This is a genomic window from Pseudomonas sp. PDM09 (assembly GCF_014852305.1).
Taxonomy (GTDB): domain Bacteria; phylum Pseudomonadota; class Gammaproteobacteria; order Pseudomonadales; family Pseudomonadaceae; genus Aquipseudomonas.
In genome coordinates, this window is sequence record NZ_JACVBI010000004.1 from 112,089 (window position 1) to 131,150 (window position 19,062).

Genomic DNA, 19,062 nt, shown 5'->3' on the forward strand with positions numbered 1-19,062 from the left:
AATTTTTTAAAATACGCCGCAGGAGAGATTCGCAATGGCTCAGCAGGGCAGTGGTTATCAGGCTCGCTATAAACGCATTCTACTCAAGCTTAGCGGCGAGGCCCTGATGGGCTCGGAAGAGTTCGGGATCGATCCGAAAGTTCTGGATCGCATGGCGCTGGAAGTTGGCCAACTGGTCGGCATCGGTGTCCAGGTTGGTCTGGTGATCGGCGGGGGTAACCTGTTTCGCGGTGCGGCGCTCAGCGCGGCCGGCATGGATCGGGTCACTGGCGACCACATGGGCATGCTGGCCACTGTGATGAACGCCCTGGCGATGCGTGATGCGCTGGAACGTGCCAATATCTCGGCCATCGTGATGTCGGCCATTTCCATGGTTGGCGTGACCGATCACTATGATCGCCGCAAAGCCATGCGCCACCTGAATGCCAAGGAAGTCGTGATTTTTGCGGCTGGTACCGGTAATCCGTTCTTCACCACGGATTCGGCAGCTTGCTTGCGTGCAATCGAAATCGACGCTGACGTCGTGCTCAAGGCAACCAAGGTCGATGGCGTTTACACGGCTGATCCATTCAAAGACCCGCATGCCGAGAAGTTCGATCATCTGACTTATGATGAAGTACTGGATCGCAAGCTGGGCGTGATGGATCTGACGGCTATTTGCCTGTGCCGCGACCACAAGATGCCGTTGCGCGTATTTAACATGAACAAGCCCGGCGCCCTGCTGAACATCGTACATGGCGGCGCTGAAGGGACTCTGATCGAGGAAGGCCAACAATGATCAACGAAATCAAGAAAGACGCTCAAGAGCGCATGAAAAAATCCGTCGAATCGCTGGCGCACAACTTCGGCCGTATTCGTACGGGCCAGGCGCACCCAAGCATTCTGGAAGGTGTCATGGTTCCGTACTACGGCTCCGACACGCCGATCAAGCAAGTGGCGAACATCACCGTGAAAGACGCCCGTACCCTGCAAGTGGTTGCCTTTGAGCGCAACATGCTGGGTGCCGTCGACAAGGCCATCGGTAGCGCGGGTCTGAACCTCAATCCGACCAACCTGGGTGAGTTGCTGCTGATCTCCATGCCGGCCCTGACCGAAGAAACCCGTAAGGGCTTCACCAAGCAGGCTCGCGATGTCGCTGAAGATGCCCGTGTTGCGGTGCGCAACATCCGTCGTGATGCGAACAGCCAACTCAAGGATCTGGTCAAGGAAAAGGAAATCAGCGAAGACGAAGAGCGTCGCGCTACTGGCGAAATTGATGATCTGACCAAAAAGTACGTGGCTGAAATTGACGCGAATTTGGCGCAGAAAGAAAAAGACCTGATGGCCGTATAAGGGTCACGTTTTAATGGATAAGACAAAGCAGACTGCGCCGTCCGCGGTGCCGCGCCATGTCGCGATCATCATGGATGGTAATAATCGCTGGGCGAAAAAACGCTTTATGCCGGGTGTCGCCGGGCATAAAGCGGGCGTGGATGCGGTGCGTGCGGTGATCGAAGTGTGTGCCGAGGCCGGGGTCGAAGTATTGACCCTGTTCGCGTTCTCCAGCGAGAACTGGCAGCGCCCGGCCGATGAAGTCAGTGCCTTGATGGATCTGTTCTTCAAGGCATTGCGTCGCGAGGCCAAGCGCCTCAACGACAACAACATCAGTTTGCGCATCATTGGTGATCGCTCGCGTTTTCACCCGGAGCTTCAGGCCGCTATGCGCGAAGCCGAGGCGATGACTGTCGGTGCCAACCGCTTTGTCCTGCAGATCGCTGCCAACTACGGCGGTCAGTGGGATATCGCGCAAGCCGCGCAGCGTCTGGCCCGTGAAGTTCAGGCCGGGCATCTGCGTCCGGAGGACATTACCCCCGAGCTGTTGCAAACCTGTCTGGCGACCGGTGATCTGCCGTTGCCAGACTTGTGCATCCGTACCGGTGGCGAGCATCGCATCAGCAATTTCCTGCTGTGGCAGCTGGCTTACGCCGAGTTGTACTTCTCCGACCTGTTCTGGCCGGACTTCAAACACGACGCCATGCGCAATGCGCTAGCCGATTTCGCTTCTCGCCAGCGTCGCTTCGGTAAAACGAGCGAGCAGGTCGAGGCTGGAGCCCGGGTTTAATGCTTAAACAACGAATCATCACGGCACTGATTCTGCTGCCGATTGCCCTGGGCGGGTTTTTCCTGCTCGAAGGGTCCGGTTTTGCGCTGTTCATCGGGCTGGTGGTGACGCTTGGGGCTTGGGAGTGGGCGCGGTTGGCCGGTTTCGCTGCTCAGTCGATTCGCCTTGCCTATGCCGCTGTGGTTGCGTTGATGCTGTTTTTCATGCACATCCTGCCGGGGCTCGCGCCTTGGGTGTTGGGTGCTGCGGTGCTCTGGTGGGGCATGGCCACGTACCTGGTATTGACCTATCCACAGTCCAGTCAACATTGGGCCAGTGCTGCCTGCAAGCTGGTGATCGGTTTGTTGATTCTGTTACCGGCGTGGCAAGGCCTGGTTCTGATCAAGCAGCAGCCCTTGGGTAACTGGCTGATCATGGCAGTGATGGTGCTGGTCTGGGGGGCCGATATCGGTGCGTACTTTTCCGGTCGGGCCTTCGGCAAACGCAAGCTGGCGCCACAGGTCAGCCCTGGCAAAAGCTGGGAAGGCGTGTACGGCGGCTTGCTGGTGAGTCTGGTGATTACCGCAATCGTCGGTTTTGTGCGGGACTGGAATTTCGCTCAGATGCTGATGGGGCTGTTCGGTGCTGCAATAATCGTGTTCATTTCGGTGGTGGGCGACCTCACCGAAAGCATGTTCAAGCGCCAGTCGGGGATCAAGGACAGCAGTAATCTGCTGCCTGGCCACGGCGGCGTGCTGGACCGAATCGATAGCCTGACGGCGGCGATTCCGGTATTCGCCGTGCTGCTGTGGATGGCCGCACCGTGAGCCGCCCACAACAGATTACCGTGCTGGGAGCGACCGGTTCGATTGGTCTGAGTACCCTCGACGTCATCGCCCGTCATCCCGAGCGTTATCAGGTTTTCGCCTTGAGCGGGTTCACTCGTTTGAGTGAACTGCTGGCGCTGTGTGTGCGTCATTCGCCGCGCTTTGCCGTCGTGCCGGAATCTGGCGCTGCCCGTCGCTTGCAGGACGATTTGCGCGCGGCCGGTCTGTCGACCCGGGTTCTGGTAGGGGAGGAGGGCTTGTGTCAGGTCGCCTCCGATCCGCAAGTCGATGCGGTAATGGCGGCCATTGTCGGTGCGGCGGGCTTGCGTCCGACCCTGGCGGCGGTCGAGGCTGGCAAGAAGATTCTTCTGGCCAATAAAGAAGCGCTGGTGATGTCCGGTGCGCTGTTTATGCAGGCCGTGCGCAAAAGCGGTTCAGTGCTGCTGCCGATCGACAGTGAGCACAACGCGATTTTCCAGTGCATGCCACAGGATTTCGCTCGTGGGCTTGGCGCGGTCGGGGTGCGTCGGATTTTACTGACAGCCTCTGGCGGCCCGTTCCGGCAGACACCCATGGCCGAACTGGCGCATGTTACTCCCGAGCAAGCGTGTGCCCACCCGAATTGGTCCATGGGGCGCAAGATTTCGGTGGATTCGGCCAGCATGATGAACAAAGGGCTCGAGCTGATCGAGGCTTGCTGGCTGTTCGACGCTACCCCTTCTCAGGTCGAAGTGGTGATTCACCCGCAGAGCGTGATTCATTCGCTGGTCGACTACATCGATGGTTCAGTATTGGCGCAGTTGGGCAATCCGGACATGCGCACGCCGATTGCCAATGCCCTGGCCTGGCCAGAGCGAATCGACTCGGGTGTTGCGCCACTGGACCTCTTTGCCATCGCTCGCCTGGATTTCCAGGCGCCCGATGAGGAGCGTTTTCCGTGCCTGCGCCTCGCGCGTCAAGCCGCCGAAGCGGGCAACAGTGCGCCGGCCATGCTCAATGCCGCGAATGAGGTGGCTGTGGCGGCGTTTCTCGACGGGCGGGTTCGCTACCTGGAAATCGCGAGTATTATCGAGGAAGTGTTGAACCTCGAGCCTGTGGTTGCAGTGAATGATCTCGAGGCAGTGTTTACGGCTGATGCGAAAGCACGGGTACTGGCCGGGCAATGGTTGAGTCGTCACGGGCGATAAGTGCTGCAATACGTTGCCCCATGCAGCACTGATAGGATTGCGGAGAAAGTACATGAGCGCGCTCTATATGATTGTCGGCACCCTGGTAGCGCTGGGTGTGCTGGTCACCTTCCACGAGTTCGGCCATTTCTGGGTCGCGCGTCGCTGTGGGGTCAAAGTGCTGCGTTTCTCCGTGGGCTTTGGCATGCCGTTGTTGCGCTGGCATGACAGCAAAGGCACTGAGTTCGTCATCGCCGCCATCCCGTTGGGTGGCTACGTGAAGATGCTCGACGAGCGCGAAGGCGAGGTCCCGGCCGACCAGGTCGATCAATCCTTCAATCGCAAATCTGTCCGTCAGCGCATCGCCATCGTCGCGGCCGGCCCGATCGCCAACTTTCTATTGGCAATGGTGTTTTTCTGGGCATTGGCAATGCTGGGCAGCGAGCAGGTGCGGCCGGTTATCGGCGCGGTAGAGTCTGGCAGTATTGCTTCCAAGGCAGGTTTGAGCCCGGGCCAGGAAATCATGGCCATCGATGGCGAGCCAACCTCCGGCTGGGCCGCGGTGAACCTGCAACTGATCCGTCGTCTGGGCGAGAGCGGTGCCATTCAATTGCTGGTCCGCGAACAGGGCTCCACGGTGGACTCACCCCGTGAGCTGGTGCTGGACAAGTGGCTCAAGGGGGCCGAGGAGCCAGATCCGATTCGCTCGCTGGGCATTCGTCCTTGGCGTCCGGCGTTGCCGCCCGTCCTGGCCGAATTTGATCCGAAAGGGCCGGCGAAGGCTGCGGGCCTGAAGCCGGGTGACCGCTTGTTGGCCCTTGATGGCAAGGCGCTGGACGACTGGCAGCAGGTAGTCGACATCGTCCGTATGCATCCGGATACCAAAATCATGCTGCGCGTCGAGCGCGATGGTGCTCAAATCGACGTCCCTGTGACGTTGGCCGCTCGCGGCGAGAGCAAATCGCCCAGTGGTTATCTGGGCGCCGGGGTGAAAGCGGTCGATTGGCCACCAGAGATGATTCGCGAAGTCAGTTACGGTCCGGTGGCTGCGATTGGCGAAGGTGCCCGACGCACTTGGACCATGAGCGTACTGACCCTCGATTCGCTCAAGAAAATGTTGTTCGGTGAGCTCTCGGTAAAAAACTTGAGTGGACCGATAACCATTGCTAAAGTGGCGGGCGCTTCTGCCCAGTCGGGCGTCGCTGATTTCCTGAATTTCCTTGCTTATCTGAGTATTAGCCTGGGGGTTCTGAATTTGTTGCCCATTCCTGTACTGGATGGGGGGCATTTGTTGTTTTATCTGATCGAGTGGGCGCGTGGTCGTCCCTTGTCGGATCGGGTGCAAGGTTGGGGGATACAGATCGGTATCAGTTTGGTGGTCGGGGTGATGTTACTTGCTCTGGTTAATGATCTGGGCCGACTGTAACGCTTCGCTGAATTGCGAATCTGCCGCATTTTGCGGCAGTTTTTATTGCCAGTTGGAATAAGAAAGGACTTCATGAAACGTCTGCTGCTAACTGCGGTTCTCACCGTATTGATGATCGCCGAAGTTCACGCCGAGTCCTTCACTATCTCTGATATTCGCGTCAATGGCCTACAGCGGGTCTCCGCGGGTAGCGTCTTTGGTGCCTTGCCGTTGAACGTCGGCGAACAGGCGGACGATCGTCGCCTGGTGGAATCCACTCGTGCGTTGTTCAAAACCGGGTTCTTTCAAGATATCCAACTGGGTCGCGATGGCAACGTCCTCGTCATCACTGTAGTCGAGCGTCCGTCGGTCGCCAGTATCGAGATCGAAGGCAACAAGGCGATCTCCACTGAAGACCTGATGAAGGGCCTCAAACAATCCGGTCTGGCCGAAGGCGAGATCTTCCAGCGCGCCACCCTTGAAGGTGTGCGTAACGAGCTGCAGCGTCAATACGTCGCTCAGGGCCGCTACTCCGCTACCGTCGATACCGAGGTGGTGCCACAGCCGCGTAACCGCGTGGGCCTGAAGGTCAACATCAACGAAGGCACCGTTGCAGCTATCCAGCACATCAACGTGGTGGGTAACACTGTTTTCCCTGATGAAGACCTCATCGACCTGTTCGAACTCAAGACCAGCAACTGGTTGTCGTTCTTCAAGAACGATGACAAGTACGCTCGTGAAAAACTCTCCGGTGACCTGGAGCGTCTGCGCTCCTACTATCTGGATCGCGGCTATATCAATATGGATATCGCTTCGACCCAGGTGTCCATCACCCCGGACAAGAAACACGTTTACATCACCGTCAACGTCAACGAAGGCGAGAAGTACACCGTTCGTGACGTCAAGCTCAGCGGTGACCTGAAAGTCCCTGAAGACCAGATCAAGTCCCTGCTGCTGGTTCAGAAAGGCCAGGTGTTCTCGCGCAAGCTGATGACCACCACGTCCGAACTGATCACCCGTCGCTTGGGTAACGAGGGTTATACCTTCGCTAACGTCAACGGCGTGCCTCAGCCTCACGATGACGATCACACGGTCGACATCACGTTCGCTGTTGATCCGGGCAAGCGTGCTTACGTGAACCGCATCAACTTCCGTGGCAACACCAAGTCCGAAGACGAAGTGTTGCGCCGTGAAATGCGTCAGATGGAAGGCGGTTGGGCTTCGACTTACCTGATCGATCAATCCAAGACACGTCTGGAACGTCTGGGCTTCTTCAAGGAAGTCAACGTCGAGACGCCGGCCGTGCCGGGTGTCGATGACCAGGTTGATGTGAACTACAGCGTTGAAGAGCAGGCGTCCGGCTCGATTACCGCCAGCGTCGGTTTCGCCCAGAGTGCCGGTCTGATCCTTGGTGGTTCGATTACCCAGAACAACTTCCTGGGTACCGGTAACAAGGTCAGCGTCGGTTTGACCCGCAGTGAATACCAGAGCCGCTATAACTTCGGTTATGTCGACCCGTACTGGACTGCTGACGGTGTGAGCCTGGGTTACAACGCTTTCTATCGCACCACCGACTATGACGACCTCGACGTCGACGTGGCCAGCTATGCCGTAGACAGCCTGGGTGCGGGCGTGAGCGTCGGCTACCCGATCAGTGAGACTTCGCGCCTGACCTTCGGCCTGACCGCGCAACAGGACAAGATCAAGACTGGCCGATACACCGTTGATGAGATTTTCGACTTCGTTAATCAGGAAGGCGACAATTACCTGAACTTCAAGGCCTCGGCCGGTTGGTCCGAGTCCACGCTGAACAAAGGTGTATTGGCGACCCGTGGTCGTTCCCAGAGCCTGACTCTGGAAGCCACCACCCCTGGCAGCGACTTGTCGTTCTTCAAACTTGATTACCGTGGCCAGTTGTTCCAGCCATTGACTGAAAACTACACCATGCGCCTGCACACTGAACTGGGTTACGGCGATGGTTACGGTTCGACCGATGGCCTGCCGTTCTATGAAAACTACTATGCTGGTGGTTTCAACTCGGTTCGTGGCTTCAAGGACAGTACCCTTGGTCCTCGCAGTACGCCAAGTACCGGTAAAAACCCGGGCACGTCTCGAGATCCTGACCAGGATCCACTGCCATTCGGTGGTAATGTCCTGATCCAGGGCGGTGTTGAGGTTCTGTTCCCTCTGCCATTCGTCAAGGATCAGCGCTCCCTGCGTACTTCGGTATTCTGGGACGTGGGTAACGTGTTCGACTCGACGTGCAAAGAGACCAGGAACGCTGACGGTTCGAAGTCCAATACGCAGTGCAACGACATTAGCTTGAGCAACATGGCCAGTTCCGTTGGTATCGGCGTCACATGGGTTACCGCTCTCGGTCCTTTGAGCTTCGCACTGGCGATGCCGGTCAAGAAACCGGATGACGCTGAAACTCAAGTGTTCCAATTCTCCCTCGGCCAGACGTTCTAAGCGTCTGACCCAAGATAACGACAATGGATTTTGTAGGAGTGCATCGTGCGTAAGTTGACTCAATTGGTTCTCCTGGCGACCGTACTGGTTGCAGGACCGGCTTTTGCCGATATGAAAATCGCCGTACTGAATTATCAGATGGCACTGCTGGAATCCGACGCGGCGAAAAAATACGCCGTGGATGCCGAGAAGAAGTTTGGCCCGCAACTGACCAAGCTCAAGAGCCTGGAAAGCAGCGCCAAGGGTATCCAGGACCGTCTGATGGCTGGCGGCGACAAAATGCAACAAGGCGAGCGTGAACGTCTTGAGCTCGAATTCAAGCAAAAGGCCCGTGATTTCCAGTTCCAGTCCAAGGAACTGAACGAAGCCAAAGCCGTTGCCGACCGTGAAATGCTGAAACAGCTCAAGCCGAAACTGGACAGCGCTGTGGAAGAAGTCATCAAGAAAGGTGCTTTTGACCTGGTCTTCGAGCGTGGCGCAGTGATTGATGTCAAGCCTCAGTACGACATCACTCGCCAGGTTATCGAGCGCATGAATCAGCTGAAGTAACCCATGACAGCGACTACAAAGCTCGGCCAGTTGGCCGAGTTCCTCGGCGCCACTTTACGTGGCGACCCGAAGAAAGCAATTACTGGGCTAGCCACTTTGCAAGAGGCTGGCCCAGCTCAGTTGAGCTTTCTGGCAAATCCTCAATACCGTAAATACCTGGCTGACAGTCGGGCCGCAGCCGTATTGCTGAAGGCCGCTGACGCAGAAGGTTTTGCCGGTGATGCACTGGTGGTGCCGGATCCGTATCTGGCCTACGCGCGCGTTTCCCACTTGTTCGATCCCAAACCCAAGGCGCCTGCCGGTATTCACCCGACAGCGGTGGTGGCGGCGGATGCAGTGGTCGACCCGGCGGCGAGCATCGGTGCCTTTGCGGTCATCGAAAGTGCGGCGCGTATTGGCGCAGGTGTGACCGTTGGGGCTCAATGCTTCATCGGTGCGCGATGCGAAATCGGCGAGGGCGGCTGGTTGGCCCCGCGCGTCACGCTGTATCACGACGTACGCATTGGCAAACGGGTGGTGATTCAATCCGGTGCTGTGCTCGGCGGTGAAGGCTTCGGTTTTGCCAACGAGAAAGGTGTCTGGCAGAAAATCGCCCAGATCGGCGGCGTTTCGATCGGCGATGACGTGGAAATAGGCGTAAATACCGCTATCGATCGCGGCGCACTGGCCGATACCGTTATCGGCAATGGTGTGAAGCTCGACAACCAGATTCAGATCGCTCACAACGTCCAGGTCGGTGATCACACTGCCATGGCCGCCTGTGTGGGGATCTCCGGCAGCACCAAAATCGGCAAGCATTGCATGCTCGCCGGTGGCGTGGGTCTGGTGGGACATATCGAGATTTGCGACAACGTTTTCCTGACCGGGATGACCATGGTGACCCACTCGATTACCGAGCCGGGTTCCTATTCTTCCGGTACGGCGATGCAACCGGCAGCCGAATGGCGTAAAAGCGCGGCCCGCATCCGTCAGCTCGATGACATCGCGCGACGTCTGCGACAGCTGGAAAAGCGTGTAGGGGACGTGACCCCTGACGGTAATGCTTCATCAGATGGCTGATACCATTTCCATATCAAGTGTGCACAGCCGTTAGACTGCCTCCTTGATTTGCTAGAGGAGTGCGCGTCAGTCGCGCGCTCCCAATCTTTACATAGGCTTCCCCCCGAAATGATGGACATCAACGAGATTCGCGAATACCTGCCTCACCGTTACCCGTTCCTGCTGGTGGACCGGGTCGTGGATCTGGATGTGGAAGGCAAGCGCATTCGCGCCTACAAGAATGTCAGCATCAACGAACCGTTCTTCAATGGTCACTTCCCTGCGCATCCAATCATGCCGGGCGTGTTGATCATTGAAGCGATGGCTCAGGCTGCCGGCATCCTCGGTTTCAAAATGCTCGACGTGAAGCCTGCTGACGGCACGCTTTACTACTTCGTCGGCTCCGACAAGCTGCGTTTTCGTCAGCCCGTCACTCCAGGCGATCAGTTGATCCTCGAAGCGCGCTTCATCAGCTGCAAGCGTCAGATCTGGAAGTTCGAATGCCAGGCTTCGGTCGATGGCAAGCCAGTCTGCTCCGCTGAAATCATCTGCGCGGAACGCAAACTATGAGTTTGATTGACCCTCGCGCAATCATCGATCCGACGGCCATTCTGGCCGACGACGTCGAAGTCGGCCCTTGGTCGATCATCGGCGCAGGTGTGGAAATCGGCGAGGGGACAGTGATCGGGCCGCATGTGATTCTCAAGGGCCCGACCCGAATCGGTAAGCACAACCGCATCTACCAGTTTTCTTCGGTAGGCGAGGACACGCCCGATCTGAAATACAAGGGCGAAGAAACCCGTCTGGTCATCGGTGACCACAACGTCATCCGTGAAGGCGTGACGATTCATCGCGGGACCATTCAGGACCGTTCGGAAACGACCCTGGGCGATCACAACCTGATCATGGCCTATGCCCACATCGGTCACGACAGCGTTATCGGCAACCACTGCATCCTGGTCAACAACACCGCGTTGGCGGGCCATGTGCACGTTGAAGACTGGGCGATCCTGTCCGGTTTTACCCTGGTTCACCAGTATTGCCACATTGGCGCCCACAGCTTTTCCGGCATGGGCACTGCCATTGGCAAGGACGTTCCAGCCTATGTCACGGTATTCGGCAACCCGGCCGAAGCCCGCAGCATGAACTTCGAAGGCCTGCGCCGTCGCGGTTTCAGCGAAGATGCGATCCACGCGCTGCGTCGTGCCTACAAGGTGGTTTACCGCCAGGGCCTGACGGTCGAGCAGGCGCTTGTCGAGCTGGCCGAACCCTCGCTGCAGTTCCCGGAAGTTGCGGTTTTCCGTGACTCCATCCAGTCTTCGACCCGCGGCATCACCCGTTAACCATGGCCAATTTGCGAATTGCGCTGGTGGCGGGAGAGGCTTCCGGTGACATTCTGGGTGCGGGCCTCATGCGCGCACTCAAGGTTCAGCATCCGGCGGTCGAGTTCATCGGTGTCGGCGGTCCACTGATGCAGGCCGAAGGCTTGACGTCGTATTTCCCGATGGAACGCCTTTCTGTCATGGGGCTGGTGGAAGTGCTGGGCCGTTTGCGCGAGCTATTGGCGCGTCGCAAAAAACTGGTTGCGGACCTTATCGCCGAGAAGCCGGACGTGTTCATCGGTATCGATGCCCCGGACTTCAACCTCAATATCGAACTCAAGCTGCGTCAGGCCGGGATCAAGACCGTGCATTACGTCAGCCCGTCGGTCTGGGCCTGGCGACAGAAGCGGGTGCTGAAGATTCGCGAAGGTTGCGACCTGATGCTGACGCTGTTCCCGTTCGAAGCTAAATTTTATGAAGAGAAGGGCGTGCCGGTGCGGTTTGTCGGCCATTCCCTGGCCGATGCGATTCCGCTTGAGGCTGATCGCGCCGCAGCGCGGGCCGAACTTGGCTTGCCGGATGGGCCGCTGGTCGCCCTGATGCCGGGTAGCCGGGGTGGTGAGGTCGGGCGCCTTGGTGCGCTGTTCCTCGACACTGCCCAGCGCGTGCGCGCCATGCGCCCGGGCGTACGGTTCGTCATGCCGTGCGCGAGCCCGCAGCGGCGGGCCCAGCTTGAAGAGCTGCTGGCCGGTCGTGATCTGCCACTGACCTTGCTCGACGGCAAGTCCCATCTGGCCCTGGCTGCTTGCGATGCCGTGTTGATCGCTTCGGGCACGGCTACGCTGGAAGCCTTGTTGTACAAGCGACCGATGGTGGTCGCTTATCGCTTGGCACCGCTGACGTTCTGGATTCTCAAACGGATGGTGAAGAGTCCCTACGTCTCGTTGCCGAATCTGCTGGCCCAGCGCCTGCTGGTGCCGGAGTTGTTGCAGGACGATGCGACGGTTGAGGCCTTGGCCCAGACCCTGTCGCCACTGATCGAAGGTGGCCAGGAGCAGACCCGAGGCTTTGACGAAATCCACCGAACCCTGCGCTTGGACGCCTCCAATCAGGCAGCGGACGCGGTACTGAACCTGATTGGCAGAGCATAATGAGCAAAGCAAGCAAGCAGCTGGGCCTGGATTTTATGCTGGTCGATGAGGTTGTAGATCTGGTAGCGGGTGTCGATGAGGTTGGTCGCGGCCCGCTGTGCGGTGCGGTGGTGACGGCGGCAGTGATCCTCGATCCGAGCCGCCCCATCCTGGGCCTCAACGATTCCAAAAAGCTCACCGAAGCCCGTCGCGAAGCGCTTTACGACGAAATCTGCGAAAAAGCCCTGAGCTGGTATGTCGCTCGGGCTGAAGTAGAAGAAATCGACGAACTGAACATTCTTCACGCCACCATGCTGGCCATGCAGCGTGCCGTCGAGGGGCTGCACATTCAGCCGAAACTGGCGATGATCGATGGCAATCGTTGCCCGAAACTCTCGATGCGAGCCGAAGCGGTGATCCAGGGTGATGGCAAGGTGCCGGCCATTGCCGCGGCATCGATTCTGGCCAAGGTCAGCCGTGATCGAGAAATGGCGGCATTCGAACTGATTTATCCGGGTTACGGGATCGGAGGCCATAAAGGCTACCCGACACCCGTTCATCTGGAAGCGCTGGCCCGCTTGGGGCCGACCCCAATCCATCGCCGCTCGTTCGCCCCGGTACGCTTGGCGTATGAAGCGCGGGAAAACCTGATCGGGAGTTAGTCGCAGGCTGATGTTTTACTCAAGGCCCGGTACAATCCGGGCCTTGTTGTCTTCACGTTTCTAGTTTCTAGACAGGATCACTATGCCGGCTTCATTCGTTCATCTACGCCTGCACACTGAATATTCCCTGGTCGACGGTCTGGTGCGGATCAAGCCGCTGGTCAAGACCCTGGTCGGCATGAACATGCCTGCCGTGGCGGTCACCGACCAGAACAACATGTGTTCCCTGGTCAAATTCTATAAAGCGGCGATGGGTGCGGGGATCAAGCCGATCTGCGGCGCCGACCTGTGGCTGTCGAACAAGGATCCGGACAACCCCTTGAGCCGGATCAGCCTGCTGGCGATGAACGCCGTGGGTTATCGCAACCTCACCGAGCTGATCTCCCGTGGCTTCATCGACGGCCAGCGCAATGGCTCGGTGATCATCGAGCGCGAGTGGGTGGCTGAAGCCAGCGAAGGCTTGATCATGCTGTCGGCGGCGAAAGAGGGCGAGATCGGTCTGGCCATGCTCAGCGGCAACCCGGACGAAGCCGAAACCCTGGCTCGCGAGTGGATGGCGGTGTTCCCGGATCGCTTCTATCTGGAAGTCCAGCGCACCAGCCGCCCCAATGACGAAGAACAACTGCACGGCGCCGTGGCGCTGGCGGCGAAGATCGGCGCGCCGCTGGTGGCGACCAACGATGTGCGTTTCATCAAGCAGGAAGACTTCGAAGCCCACGAAACCCGCGTATGCATCGGTGAGGGCCGGGCCCTCGACGATCCGCGGCGGTCGAAGAATTACAGCGATCAGCAATACCTCAAAAGTGCCGAGGAAATGGCCGAGCTGTTCAGCGACTTGCCCGAGGCGCTGGAAAACACGGTTGAGATCGCGAAACGCTGCAACATCGAGGTGAAACTGGGCAAACACTTCCTGCCCAACTTCCCGATTCCCGATGGCATGACCATCGACGAGTATTTCCGCAAGGTTTCCTTCGATGGTCTCGAAGAGCGCCTCAGCGTTCTGCTGCCCAAGGACACCACCGAAGACTACGAAGCCAAGCGTCAGGTCTATGTCGACCGGTTGAATTTCGAGCTGGATATCATCATCCAGATGGGCTTCCCCGGTTACTTTCTGATCGTGATGGACTTTATCCAGTGGGCCAAGAGCAACGGCGTGCCGGTAGGTCCGGGTCGTGGGTCGGGTGCCGGGTCGCTGGTGGCCTATGTGCAGAAAATCACCGACCTCGACCCGCTGGAATATGACCTGCTGTTCGAACGTTTCCTTAACCCGGAACGGGTATCCATGCCCGACTTCGACGTCGACTTCTGCATGGACGGCCGTGACCGGGTGATCGATTACGTGGCCGAGAAATACGGCCGTAACGCGGTGAGCCAGATCATCACCTTCGGTTCCATGGCTGCGAAAGCGGTGGTCCGTGACGTGGCGCGGGTGCAGGGCAAGTCCTACGGTTTGGCGGATCGTCTGTCGAAGATGATTCCGTTCGAAGTCGGCATGACCCTGGAAAAAGCCTACGAGCAGGAAGAAATCCTGCGCGACTTCATCAAGGTCGATGAAGAGGCTGCGGAAATCTGGGAGATGGCGCGCAAGCTCGAAGGCGTTGTGCGTAACGTCGGCAAGCACGCCGGTGGTGTGGTAATCGCGCCGACCAAGCTGACCGACTTCTCGCCGATTTATTGCGACGAAGCGGGCGATGGCCTGGTAACCCAGTTCGACAAGGACGACGTCGAGGCGGCCGGTCTGGTGAAGTTCGACTTCCTGGGGCTGCGGACCCTGACGGTCATCGACTGGGCGCTGAAAACCATCAACCGCGATCGCGCCAAGGTCAACGAGCCACCGTTGGACATCGCGTTCATTCCGCTGGACGACAAACCGACCTACACGCTGCTGCAAAAAGCTGAAACCACCGCGGTGTTCCAGCTTGAGTCGCGCGGCATGAAAGAGCTGATCAAAAAGCTCAAGCCCGACTGCCTGGAAGACTTGATCGCACTGGTGGCCCTGTTCCGTCCGGGCCCGTTGCAATCGGGCATGGTGGATGACTTCATCAACCGTAAGCACGGTCGCGCGGAGCTCGCGTACCCGCACTCGGATTACCAGTACGAAGGCCTCAAGCCAGTCCTGGCGCCGACTTACGGCATCATCCTGTATCAGGAACAGGTGATGCAGATTGCCCAGGTCATGGCCGGTTACACCCTTGGCGGTGCAGACATGCTGCGTCGAGCCATGGGTAAGAAAAAACCCGAGGAAATGGCCAAGCAACGTGGCGGTTTCATTGAAGGTTGCGCCACCAACAATATCGACGCCGACCTGGCCGGTAACATCTTCGACCTGGTAGAAAAATTCGCCGGTTACGGCTTCAACAAATCCCACTCCGCCGCGTATGGCCTGGTGTCGTACCAGACCGCCTGGCTAAAAGCCCACTACCCGGCGCCGTTCATGGCCGCGGTGCTGTCGGCGGATATGCACAACACCGACAAGGTCGTGACCTTGATCGAAGAAATTCGCACCATGAAGCTGCGTCTCGACGCGCCGGATGTGAATACTTCGGAGTTCAAGTTCACGGTGAATGACGAAGGCCGCATTATTTATGGCCTCGGCGCAATCAAGGGTGTGGGCGAAGGGCCGGTGGAAGCGATCACCGAGGCGCGTCAGGACGGGCCGTTCAAGGATCTGTTCGATTTCTGCGCCCGTGTCGATCTCAAGCGGATCAACAAGCGCACCCTGGACGGTTTGATCCGCAGCGGCGCGCTGGATCGTCTGGGCCCGTATTTCCATGACGAACCCAAAGCCTATCAAGCCAGCATCGACCAGAACCGCGCGGTCTTGTTGAACGCGATGGAAGGGGCGATCAAGGCTGCCGAACAAACCGCGCGCACCCACGACAGTGGTCACGCCGACCTGTTTGGCGGGCTGTTCGTCGAGGAAGATGCCGACGTCTACGCCAATCATCGCAAGGCCAAGGAACTGACCCTCAAGGAACGCCTGAAAGGGGAGAAAGACACCCTGGGCCTGTACCTGACCGGTCACCCGATCGACGAATACGAAGGCGAGATCCGTCGCTTCGCCCGTCAGCGCATCATCGATCTGAAGCCGGCTCGCGATACCCAGACAGTCGCAGGCATGATCATCGCCCTGAGAGTGATGAAGAATAAAAAGGGCGACAAGATGGGTTTCATTACCCTCGACGACCGCTCCGGCCGGATCGAAGCCTCGCTGTTCGCCGACGCCTTCCACTCCGCGCAGTCGCTGTTGCAGACCGACGCGATGGTGGTGGTCGAAGGCGAAGTCAGCAATGATGACTTCTCTGGCGGCCTGCGGCTGCGGGTCAAGCGCGTGATGAGCATGGAAGATGCGCGCACCAACCTGGCCGAAAGCCTGCGCCTGAAATTGCACACCCAGGATTTGAAAGGCGATCAGCTACGCTGGCTGGGTGAGCTGTTCAAGCGCCACCGCGGCGCGTGCCCGATCACCATGGAGTACACCAGTCCCGATGCGAAGGCCTTGTTGCAGTTCGGCGAGACCTGGCGGATCGACCCGGCGGATGCCTTGATTCAAGCCCTGCGTGACCAGTTCGGGCGAGACAACGTCTTCCTCCAATACCGTTGACGGTCAGGTGCCATTCCTTGCCATTGGAACGCGCCTGATCCCGACCCAAATTTTTAATCTCGACCTGAACGCGCCTGTCCCTTAAGGTAGGGCGCGAATAGACAACCGGCCGGCCCAAGCTCTCTTGGAAGGTCGACCCAAGACGGACGCCTATGAACCCGAATTTTCTAGATTTCGAACAGCCGATCGCCGACCTGCAAGCCAAGATCGAAGAGTTGCGCTTGGTCGGTAATGACAATTCGCTGAATATCGGCGATGAGATCTCCCGCCTGCAGGACAAGAGCAGCACGCTGACCGAAGACATCTTCGGCAAGCTGACCAGCTGGCAGATCGCACGTCTGGCGCGTCACCCGAAACGTCCGTATACCCTGGACTACATCGAACACATCTTCACCGAGTTCGACGAACTGCACGGCGACCGTCACTTCTCCGACGACGCTGCCATCGTAGGTGGTGTTGCCCGTCTGGATGATCAGCCGGTGATGATCATCGGTCACCAGAAAGGCCGCGAAGTGCGCGAGAAGGTTCGTCGCAACTTCGGCATGCCGCGTCCGGAGGGCTACCGCAAGGCGTGCCGTCTGATGGAAATGGCCGAACGCTTCAAAATGCCGATCCTGACCTTCATCGACACTCCGGGTGCTTACCCCGGTATCGACGCCGAAGAGCGCAACCAGAGCGAAGCGATTGCCTGGAACCTGCGCGTCATGGCTCGTCTGAAAACCCCAATCATTGCCACCGTGATCGGTGAAGGTGGTTCCGGTGGTGCATTGGCGATCGGCGTCTGCGATCAGCTGAACATGCTGCAGTACTCGACCTATGCGGTGATTTCGCCGGAAGGTTGCGCCTCGATTCTGTGGAAAACTTCCGAGAAAGCCCCGGATGCAGCTGAAGCCATGGGCATCACTGCCGAGCGTCTGAAGGGCCTGGGCATTGTCGATAAAGTGATCGGCGAGCCATTGGGCGGCGCTCATCGTGATCCGGCCGCTGCGGCTGCCTCGATCCGCGCCGAGCTGAGCTCGCAACTGGCGATGTTGAAGAAGTTCGATAACAAGGCGCTGTTGGCCCGTCGTTACGAGCGTCTGATGAGCTACGGTCTCTGATCTGACCTCGGCTTTAATAATGTGGGAGCGGGCTTGCTCGCGAAAGCGGTATAACAGTCGACTGATGTGTTGAATGTTGAACCGCTTTCGCGAGCAAGCCCGCTCCCACATTTGATTTGTGCGAAGTGATCGATATGAGTCAGCCCACGATTGATTTGCCTGCCAGACTCTTGCTGAATCTTGCACCGCGGCGCAACGCCACAACCTGGCGCATCGCCTTCTCCGGTGGTCTCGACTCCACAGTCCTGCTGCACTTACTCGCCCATCTCGCAAAAACCCAATCCCTGCCGACGCTTACCGCCATCCATGTCCACCACGGCCTCCAGGCTGCGGCTGATGCGTGGCCGGAACATTGTCAGTCGGTCTGTGATGCGCTGGGAGTGCCGCTAGAGGTCGTGCGCGTTCAAGTTGAATCGGGCGCCAGCCTTGAGCGTGCGGCGCGGGATGCGCGTTATGGCGCCTTCATCGCGGCGACTCACGTCGGTGACGTGCTGCTCACGGGCCAACACCGCGACGATCAGGCGGAAACCCTGTTGTTTCGGCTGATGCGTGGGGCAGGGGTGAGAGGGTTGTCGGGAATGCCGAGCGAGCGTCCTTTGGGTCGGGGGCATCTGTTGCGGCCGTTGCTCGACGTCACTCGCGCCGAGCTTGAGGCCTACGCGACTGAATATCAGTTGGGCTGGATCGAGGATCCGTCGAACCAGGACCGCCAGTTCTCGCGCAATTATCTGCGTCATCAAGTGTTCCCGGTGTTGACTGCGCGCTGGCCGCAAGCGGTGGCGACCATGGCACGCAGCGCTGCGCATCTGAGCGAAGCGCAAGAACTGCTCGACGAATTGGCGCAAATCGATCTGGCCCATGCCACCACGGTCAGCGATTTCGATTGGCTGGGTTTGCCGTCGCTGGCGCTGGCACCACTGGAAAAACTATCTGATGCGCGTCAGCGCAATGCGCTAAGTCATTGGCTCAAACCGCTGACGACTTTGCCGGACAGTGACCATTGGTCGGGTTGGGAAAATTTGCGTGATGCGACTGGCGATGCGCGTCCGGCCTGGCGGCTGGCGGCGGGTGAATTGCATCGCGCGGGTAGGCGTGTCTGGTGGTTGTCGGGTGGCTGGCTGCGCACTCCGCCATCCCCGGTGTCTTGGGCTGAGCCCTCGGTATCACTGGCGTTGCCGGATAACGGTGTACTTACGTTCACCGGTCAGATCCCCGTTGGGCCGCTGCAGATTCGCTATCGTGAGGGTGGCGAGGTGATGAACCTGCCCGATCGCGGCCACCGTGACTTGAAGCGTTTACTCAATGAAAGCGGTGTGCCGGGCTTCGCCCGTGGCAGATTGCCGCTGGTCTACAGAGGCCAGCAATTGCTGGCGGTGGCGAACCTGCGGGGGCTAAATGGCGGTGAGCAAGATGGCTGGTATTTGCATTGGCAGCCGCAGATCGAAGATCAAGGTTTGAGCTGAAAGGGGCTTTCCGGTAGACTACGCTCCCTTCTTGATACAACTTCTGTGGATTCGCCTGAATCGCAGGAGTTGCCGATTACCAAGCAGTCTTTGCTGGGCGATTCCAAAAAATGTGTAGCGAGCAACCTACCGGTGTTTCACCTGCCGGTCTGTCCCAACGCGGCGGTTTTTTTGAAAGATGCACTGTGATTAATGCAGGTGATCGGGGGCTTCGGCCTTCCTTCGCTTTCCCCGGCGGCTCGGACCG

The 19,062-nt window shown here is 58.6% G+C and carries 16 protein-coding genes; all 16 read left to right on the forward strand.

Features of this window, described 5'->3' with window-relative positions; all coding sequences use genetic code 11:
* Positions 1-34: 34 nt before the first annotated feature.
* The 16 genes from pyrH (at position 35) to tilS (ending at position 18,815) form a co-directional block, all read left to right on the forward strand.
* Entirely contained in the window at positions 35-778 is a 744-nt protein-coding gene (pyrH, locus tag IB250_RS11750) for a UMP kinase (protein WP_003172271.1), read from the forward strand.
* A complete protein-coding gene (frr, locus tag IB250_RS11755) occupies positions 775-1,332 on the forward strand; it encodes a ribosome recycling factor (RefSeq protein ID WP_007907979.1) in 558 nt (185 codons plus the stop codon). Before pyrH ends, frr begins: the two co-directional genes overlap by 4 nt.
* Positions 1,333-1,345: 13 nt before the next feature.
* A complete protein-coding gene (gene uppS, locus IB250_RS11760; protein WP_007907977.1) occupies positions 1,346-2,101 on the forward strand; it encodes a polyprenyl diphosphate synthase in 756 nt (251 codons plus the stop codon).
* Positions 2,101-2,907: a phosphatidate cytidylyltransferase gene (locus tag IB250_RS11765; RefSeq protein ID WP_192344214.1), complete on the forward strand. Its 807-nt coding sequence runs from the start codon at positions 2,101-2,103 to the stop codon at positions 2,905-2,907. The genes uppS and IB250_RS11765 overlap by 1 nt, the downstream gene beginning before the upstream one ends.
* Positions 2,904-4,094: a 1-deoxy-D-xylulose-5-phosphate reductoisomerase gene (ispC, locus tag IB250_RS11770; RefSeq protein WP_192344215.1), complete on the forward strand. Its 1,191-nt coding sequence runs from the start codon at positions 2,904-2,906 to the stop codon at positions 4,092-4,094. Before IB250_RS11765 ends, ispC begins: the two co-directional genes overlap by 4 nt.
* 52 nt (positions 4,095-4,146) lie before the next feature.
* Positions 4,147-5,499 (forward strand): RIP metalloprotease RseP, encoded by a 1,353-nt coding sequence (rseP, locus tag IB250_RS11775; protein ID WP_192344216.1) that lies wholly within the window; start codon positions 4,147-4,149, stop codon positions 5,497-5,499.
* Positions 5,500-5,571: 72 nt separating this feature from the next.
* Complete coding sequence (gene bamA, locus IB250_RS11780) at positions 5,572-7,947, forward strand: outer membrane protein assembly factor BamA (protein WP_123501162.1); 2,376 nt, start codon at positions 5,572-5,574, stop codon at positions 7,945-7,947.
* Positions 7,948-7,992: 45 nt separating this feature from the next.
* Entirely contained in the window at positions 7,993-8,496 is a 504-nt protein-coding gene (locus tag IB250_RS11785; protein WP_007907155.1) for an OmpH family outer membrane protein, read from the forward strand.
* A gap of 3 nt (positions 8,497-8,499) precedes the next feature.
* On the forward strand, positions 8,500-9,555 hold the full coding sequence (lpxD, locus tag IB250_RS11790) for a UDP-3-O-(3-hydroxymyristoyl)glucosamine N-acyltransferase (RefSeq protein ID WP_192344217.1): 1,056 nt from the start codon (positions 8,500-8,502) through the stop codon (positions 9,553-9,555).
* Between the two features lie 108 nt (positions 9,556-9,663).
* Positions 9,664-10,104 (forward strand): 3-hydroxyacyl-ACP dehydratase FabZ, encoded by a 441-nt coding sequence (gene fabZ / locus IB250_RS11795; RefSeq protein WP_008154051.1) that lies wholly within the window; start codon positions 9,664-9,666, stop codon positions 10,102-10,104.
* Positions 10,101-10,877, forward strand: coding sequence for an acyl-ACP--UDP-N-acetylglucosamine O-acyltransferase (gene lpxA / locus IB250_RS11800; protein ID WP_063342640.1), 777 nt, complete (start codon positions 10,101-10,103; stop codon positions 10,875-10,877). The genes fabZ and lpxA overlap by 4 nt, the downstream gene beginning before the upstream one ends.
* A 2-nt stretch (positions 10,878-10,879) precedes the next feature.
* Positions 10,880-12,007 (forward strand): lipid-A-disaccharide synthase, encoded by a 1,128-nt coding sequence (gene lpxB, locus IB250_RS11805; protein WP_008072670.1) that lies wholly within the window; start codon positions 10,880-10,882, stop codon positions 12,005-12,007.
* Positions 12,007-12,648, forward strand: coding sequence for a ribonuclease HII (rnhB, locus tag IB250_RS11810; RefSeq protein WP_063342641.1), 642 nt, complete (start codon positions 12,007-12,009; stop codon positions 12,646-12,648). The genes lpxB and rnhB overlap by 1 nt, the downstream gene beginning before the upstream one ends.
* Before the next feature lie 82 nt (positions 12,649-12,730).
* Positions 12,731-16,252 carry a DNA polymerase III subunit alpha gene (gene dnaE / locus IB250_RS11815; protein WP_192344218.1) on the forward strand — a complete coding sequence of 1,174 codons (3,522 nt, stop codon included), beginning with the start codon at positions 12,731-12,733 and terminating at the stop codon, positions 16,250-16,252.
* 152 nt (positions 16,253-16,404) lie between these two features.
* Complete coding sequence (locus IB250_RS11820; RefSeq protein WP_007907168.1) at positions 16,405-17,352, forward strand: acetyl-CoA carboxylase carboxyltransferase subunit alpha; 948 nt, start codon at positions 16,405-16,407, stop codon at positions 17,350-17,352.
* Between the two features lie 134 nt (positions 17,353-17,486).
* Positions 17,487-18,815, forward strand: a complete 1,329-nt coding sequence (gene tilS, locus IB250_RS11825) for a tRNA lysidine(34) synthetase TilS (protein WP_192344219.1) — start codon at positions 17,487-17,489, stop codon at positions 18,813-18,815.
* The last annotated feature ends 247 nt before the right edge of the window (positions 18,816-19,062 follow it).

What these genes read in the sequence shown, in the direction of transcription:
- lpxD (WP_192344217.1), top strand. Translation starts at nt 8,500, where the DNA reads ATGACAGCGACTACAAAGCTCGGCCAGTTGGCCGAGTTCCTCGGCGCC.
- fabZ (WP_008154051.1), top strand. Translation starts at nt 9,664, where the DNA reads ATGATGGACATCAACGAGATTCGCGAATACCTGCCTCACCGTTACCCG.
- uppS (WP_007907977.1), top strand. Translation starts at nt 1,346, where the DNA reads ATGGATAAGACAAAGCAGACTGCGCCGTCCGCGGTGCCGCGCCATGTC.
- IB250_RS11765 (WP_192344214.1), top strand. Translation starts at nt 2,101, where the DNA reads ATGCTTAAACAACGAATCATCACGGCACTGATTCTGCTGCCGATTGCC.
- bamA (WP_123501162.1), top strand. Translation starts at nt 5,572, where the DNA reads ATGAAACGTCTGCTGCTAACTGCGGTTCTCACCGTATTGATGATCGCC.
- rseP (WP_192344216.1), top strand. Translation starts at nt 4,147, where the DNA reads ATGAGCGCGCTCTATATGATTGTCGGCACCCTGGTAGCGCTGGGTGTG.
- tilS (WP_192344219.1), top strand. Translation starts at nt 17,487, where the DNA reads ATGAGTCAGCCCACGATTGATTTGCCTGCCAGACTCTTGCTGAATCTT.
- dnaE (WP_192344218.1), top strand. Translation starts at nt 12,731, where the DNA reads ATGCCGGCTTCATTCGTTCATCTACGCCTGCACACTGAATATTCCCTG.
- frr (WP_007907979.1), top strand. Translation starts at nt 775, where the DNA reads ATGATCAACGAAATCAAGAAAGACGCTCAAGAGCGCATGAAAAAATCC.
- rnhB (WP_063342641.1), top strand. Translation starts at nt 12,007, where the DNA reads ATGAGCAAAGCAAGCAAGCAGCTGGGCCTGGATTTTATGCTGGTCGAT.
- lpxB (WP_008072670.1), top strand. Translation starts at nt 10,880, where the DNA reads ATGGCCAATTTGCGAATTGCGCTGGTGGCGGGAGAGGCTTCCGGTGAC.
- lpxA (WP_063342640.1), top strand. Translation starts at nt 10,101, where the DNA reads ATGAGTTTGATTGACCCTCGCGCAATCATCGATCCGACGGCCATTCTG.
- IB250_RS11820 (WP_007907168.1), top strand. Translation starts at nt 16,405, where the DNA reads ATGAACCCGAATTTTCTAGATTTCGAACAGCCGATCGCCGACCTGCAA.
- pyrH (WP_003172271.1), top strand. Translation starts at nt 35, where the DNA reads ATGGCTCAGCAGGGCAGTGGTTATCAGGCTCGCTATAAACGCATTCTA.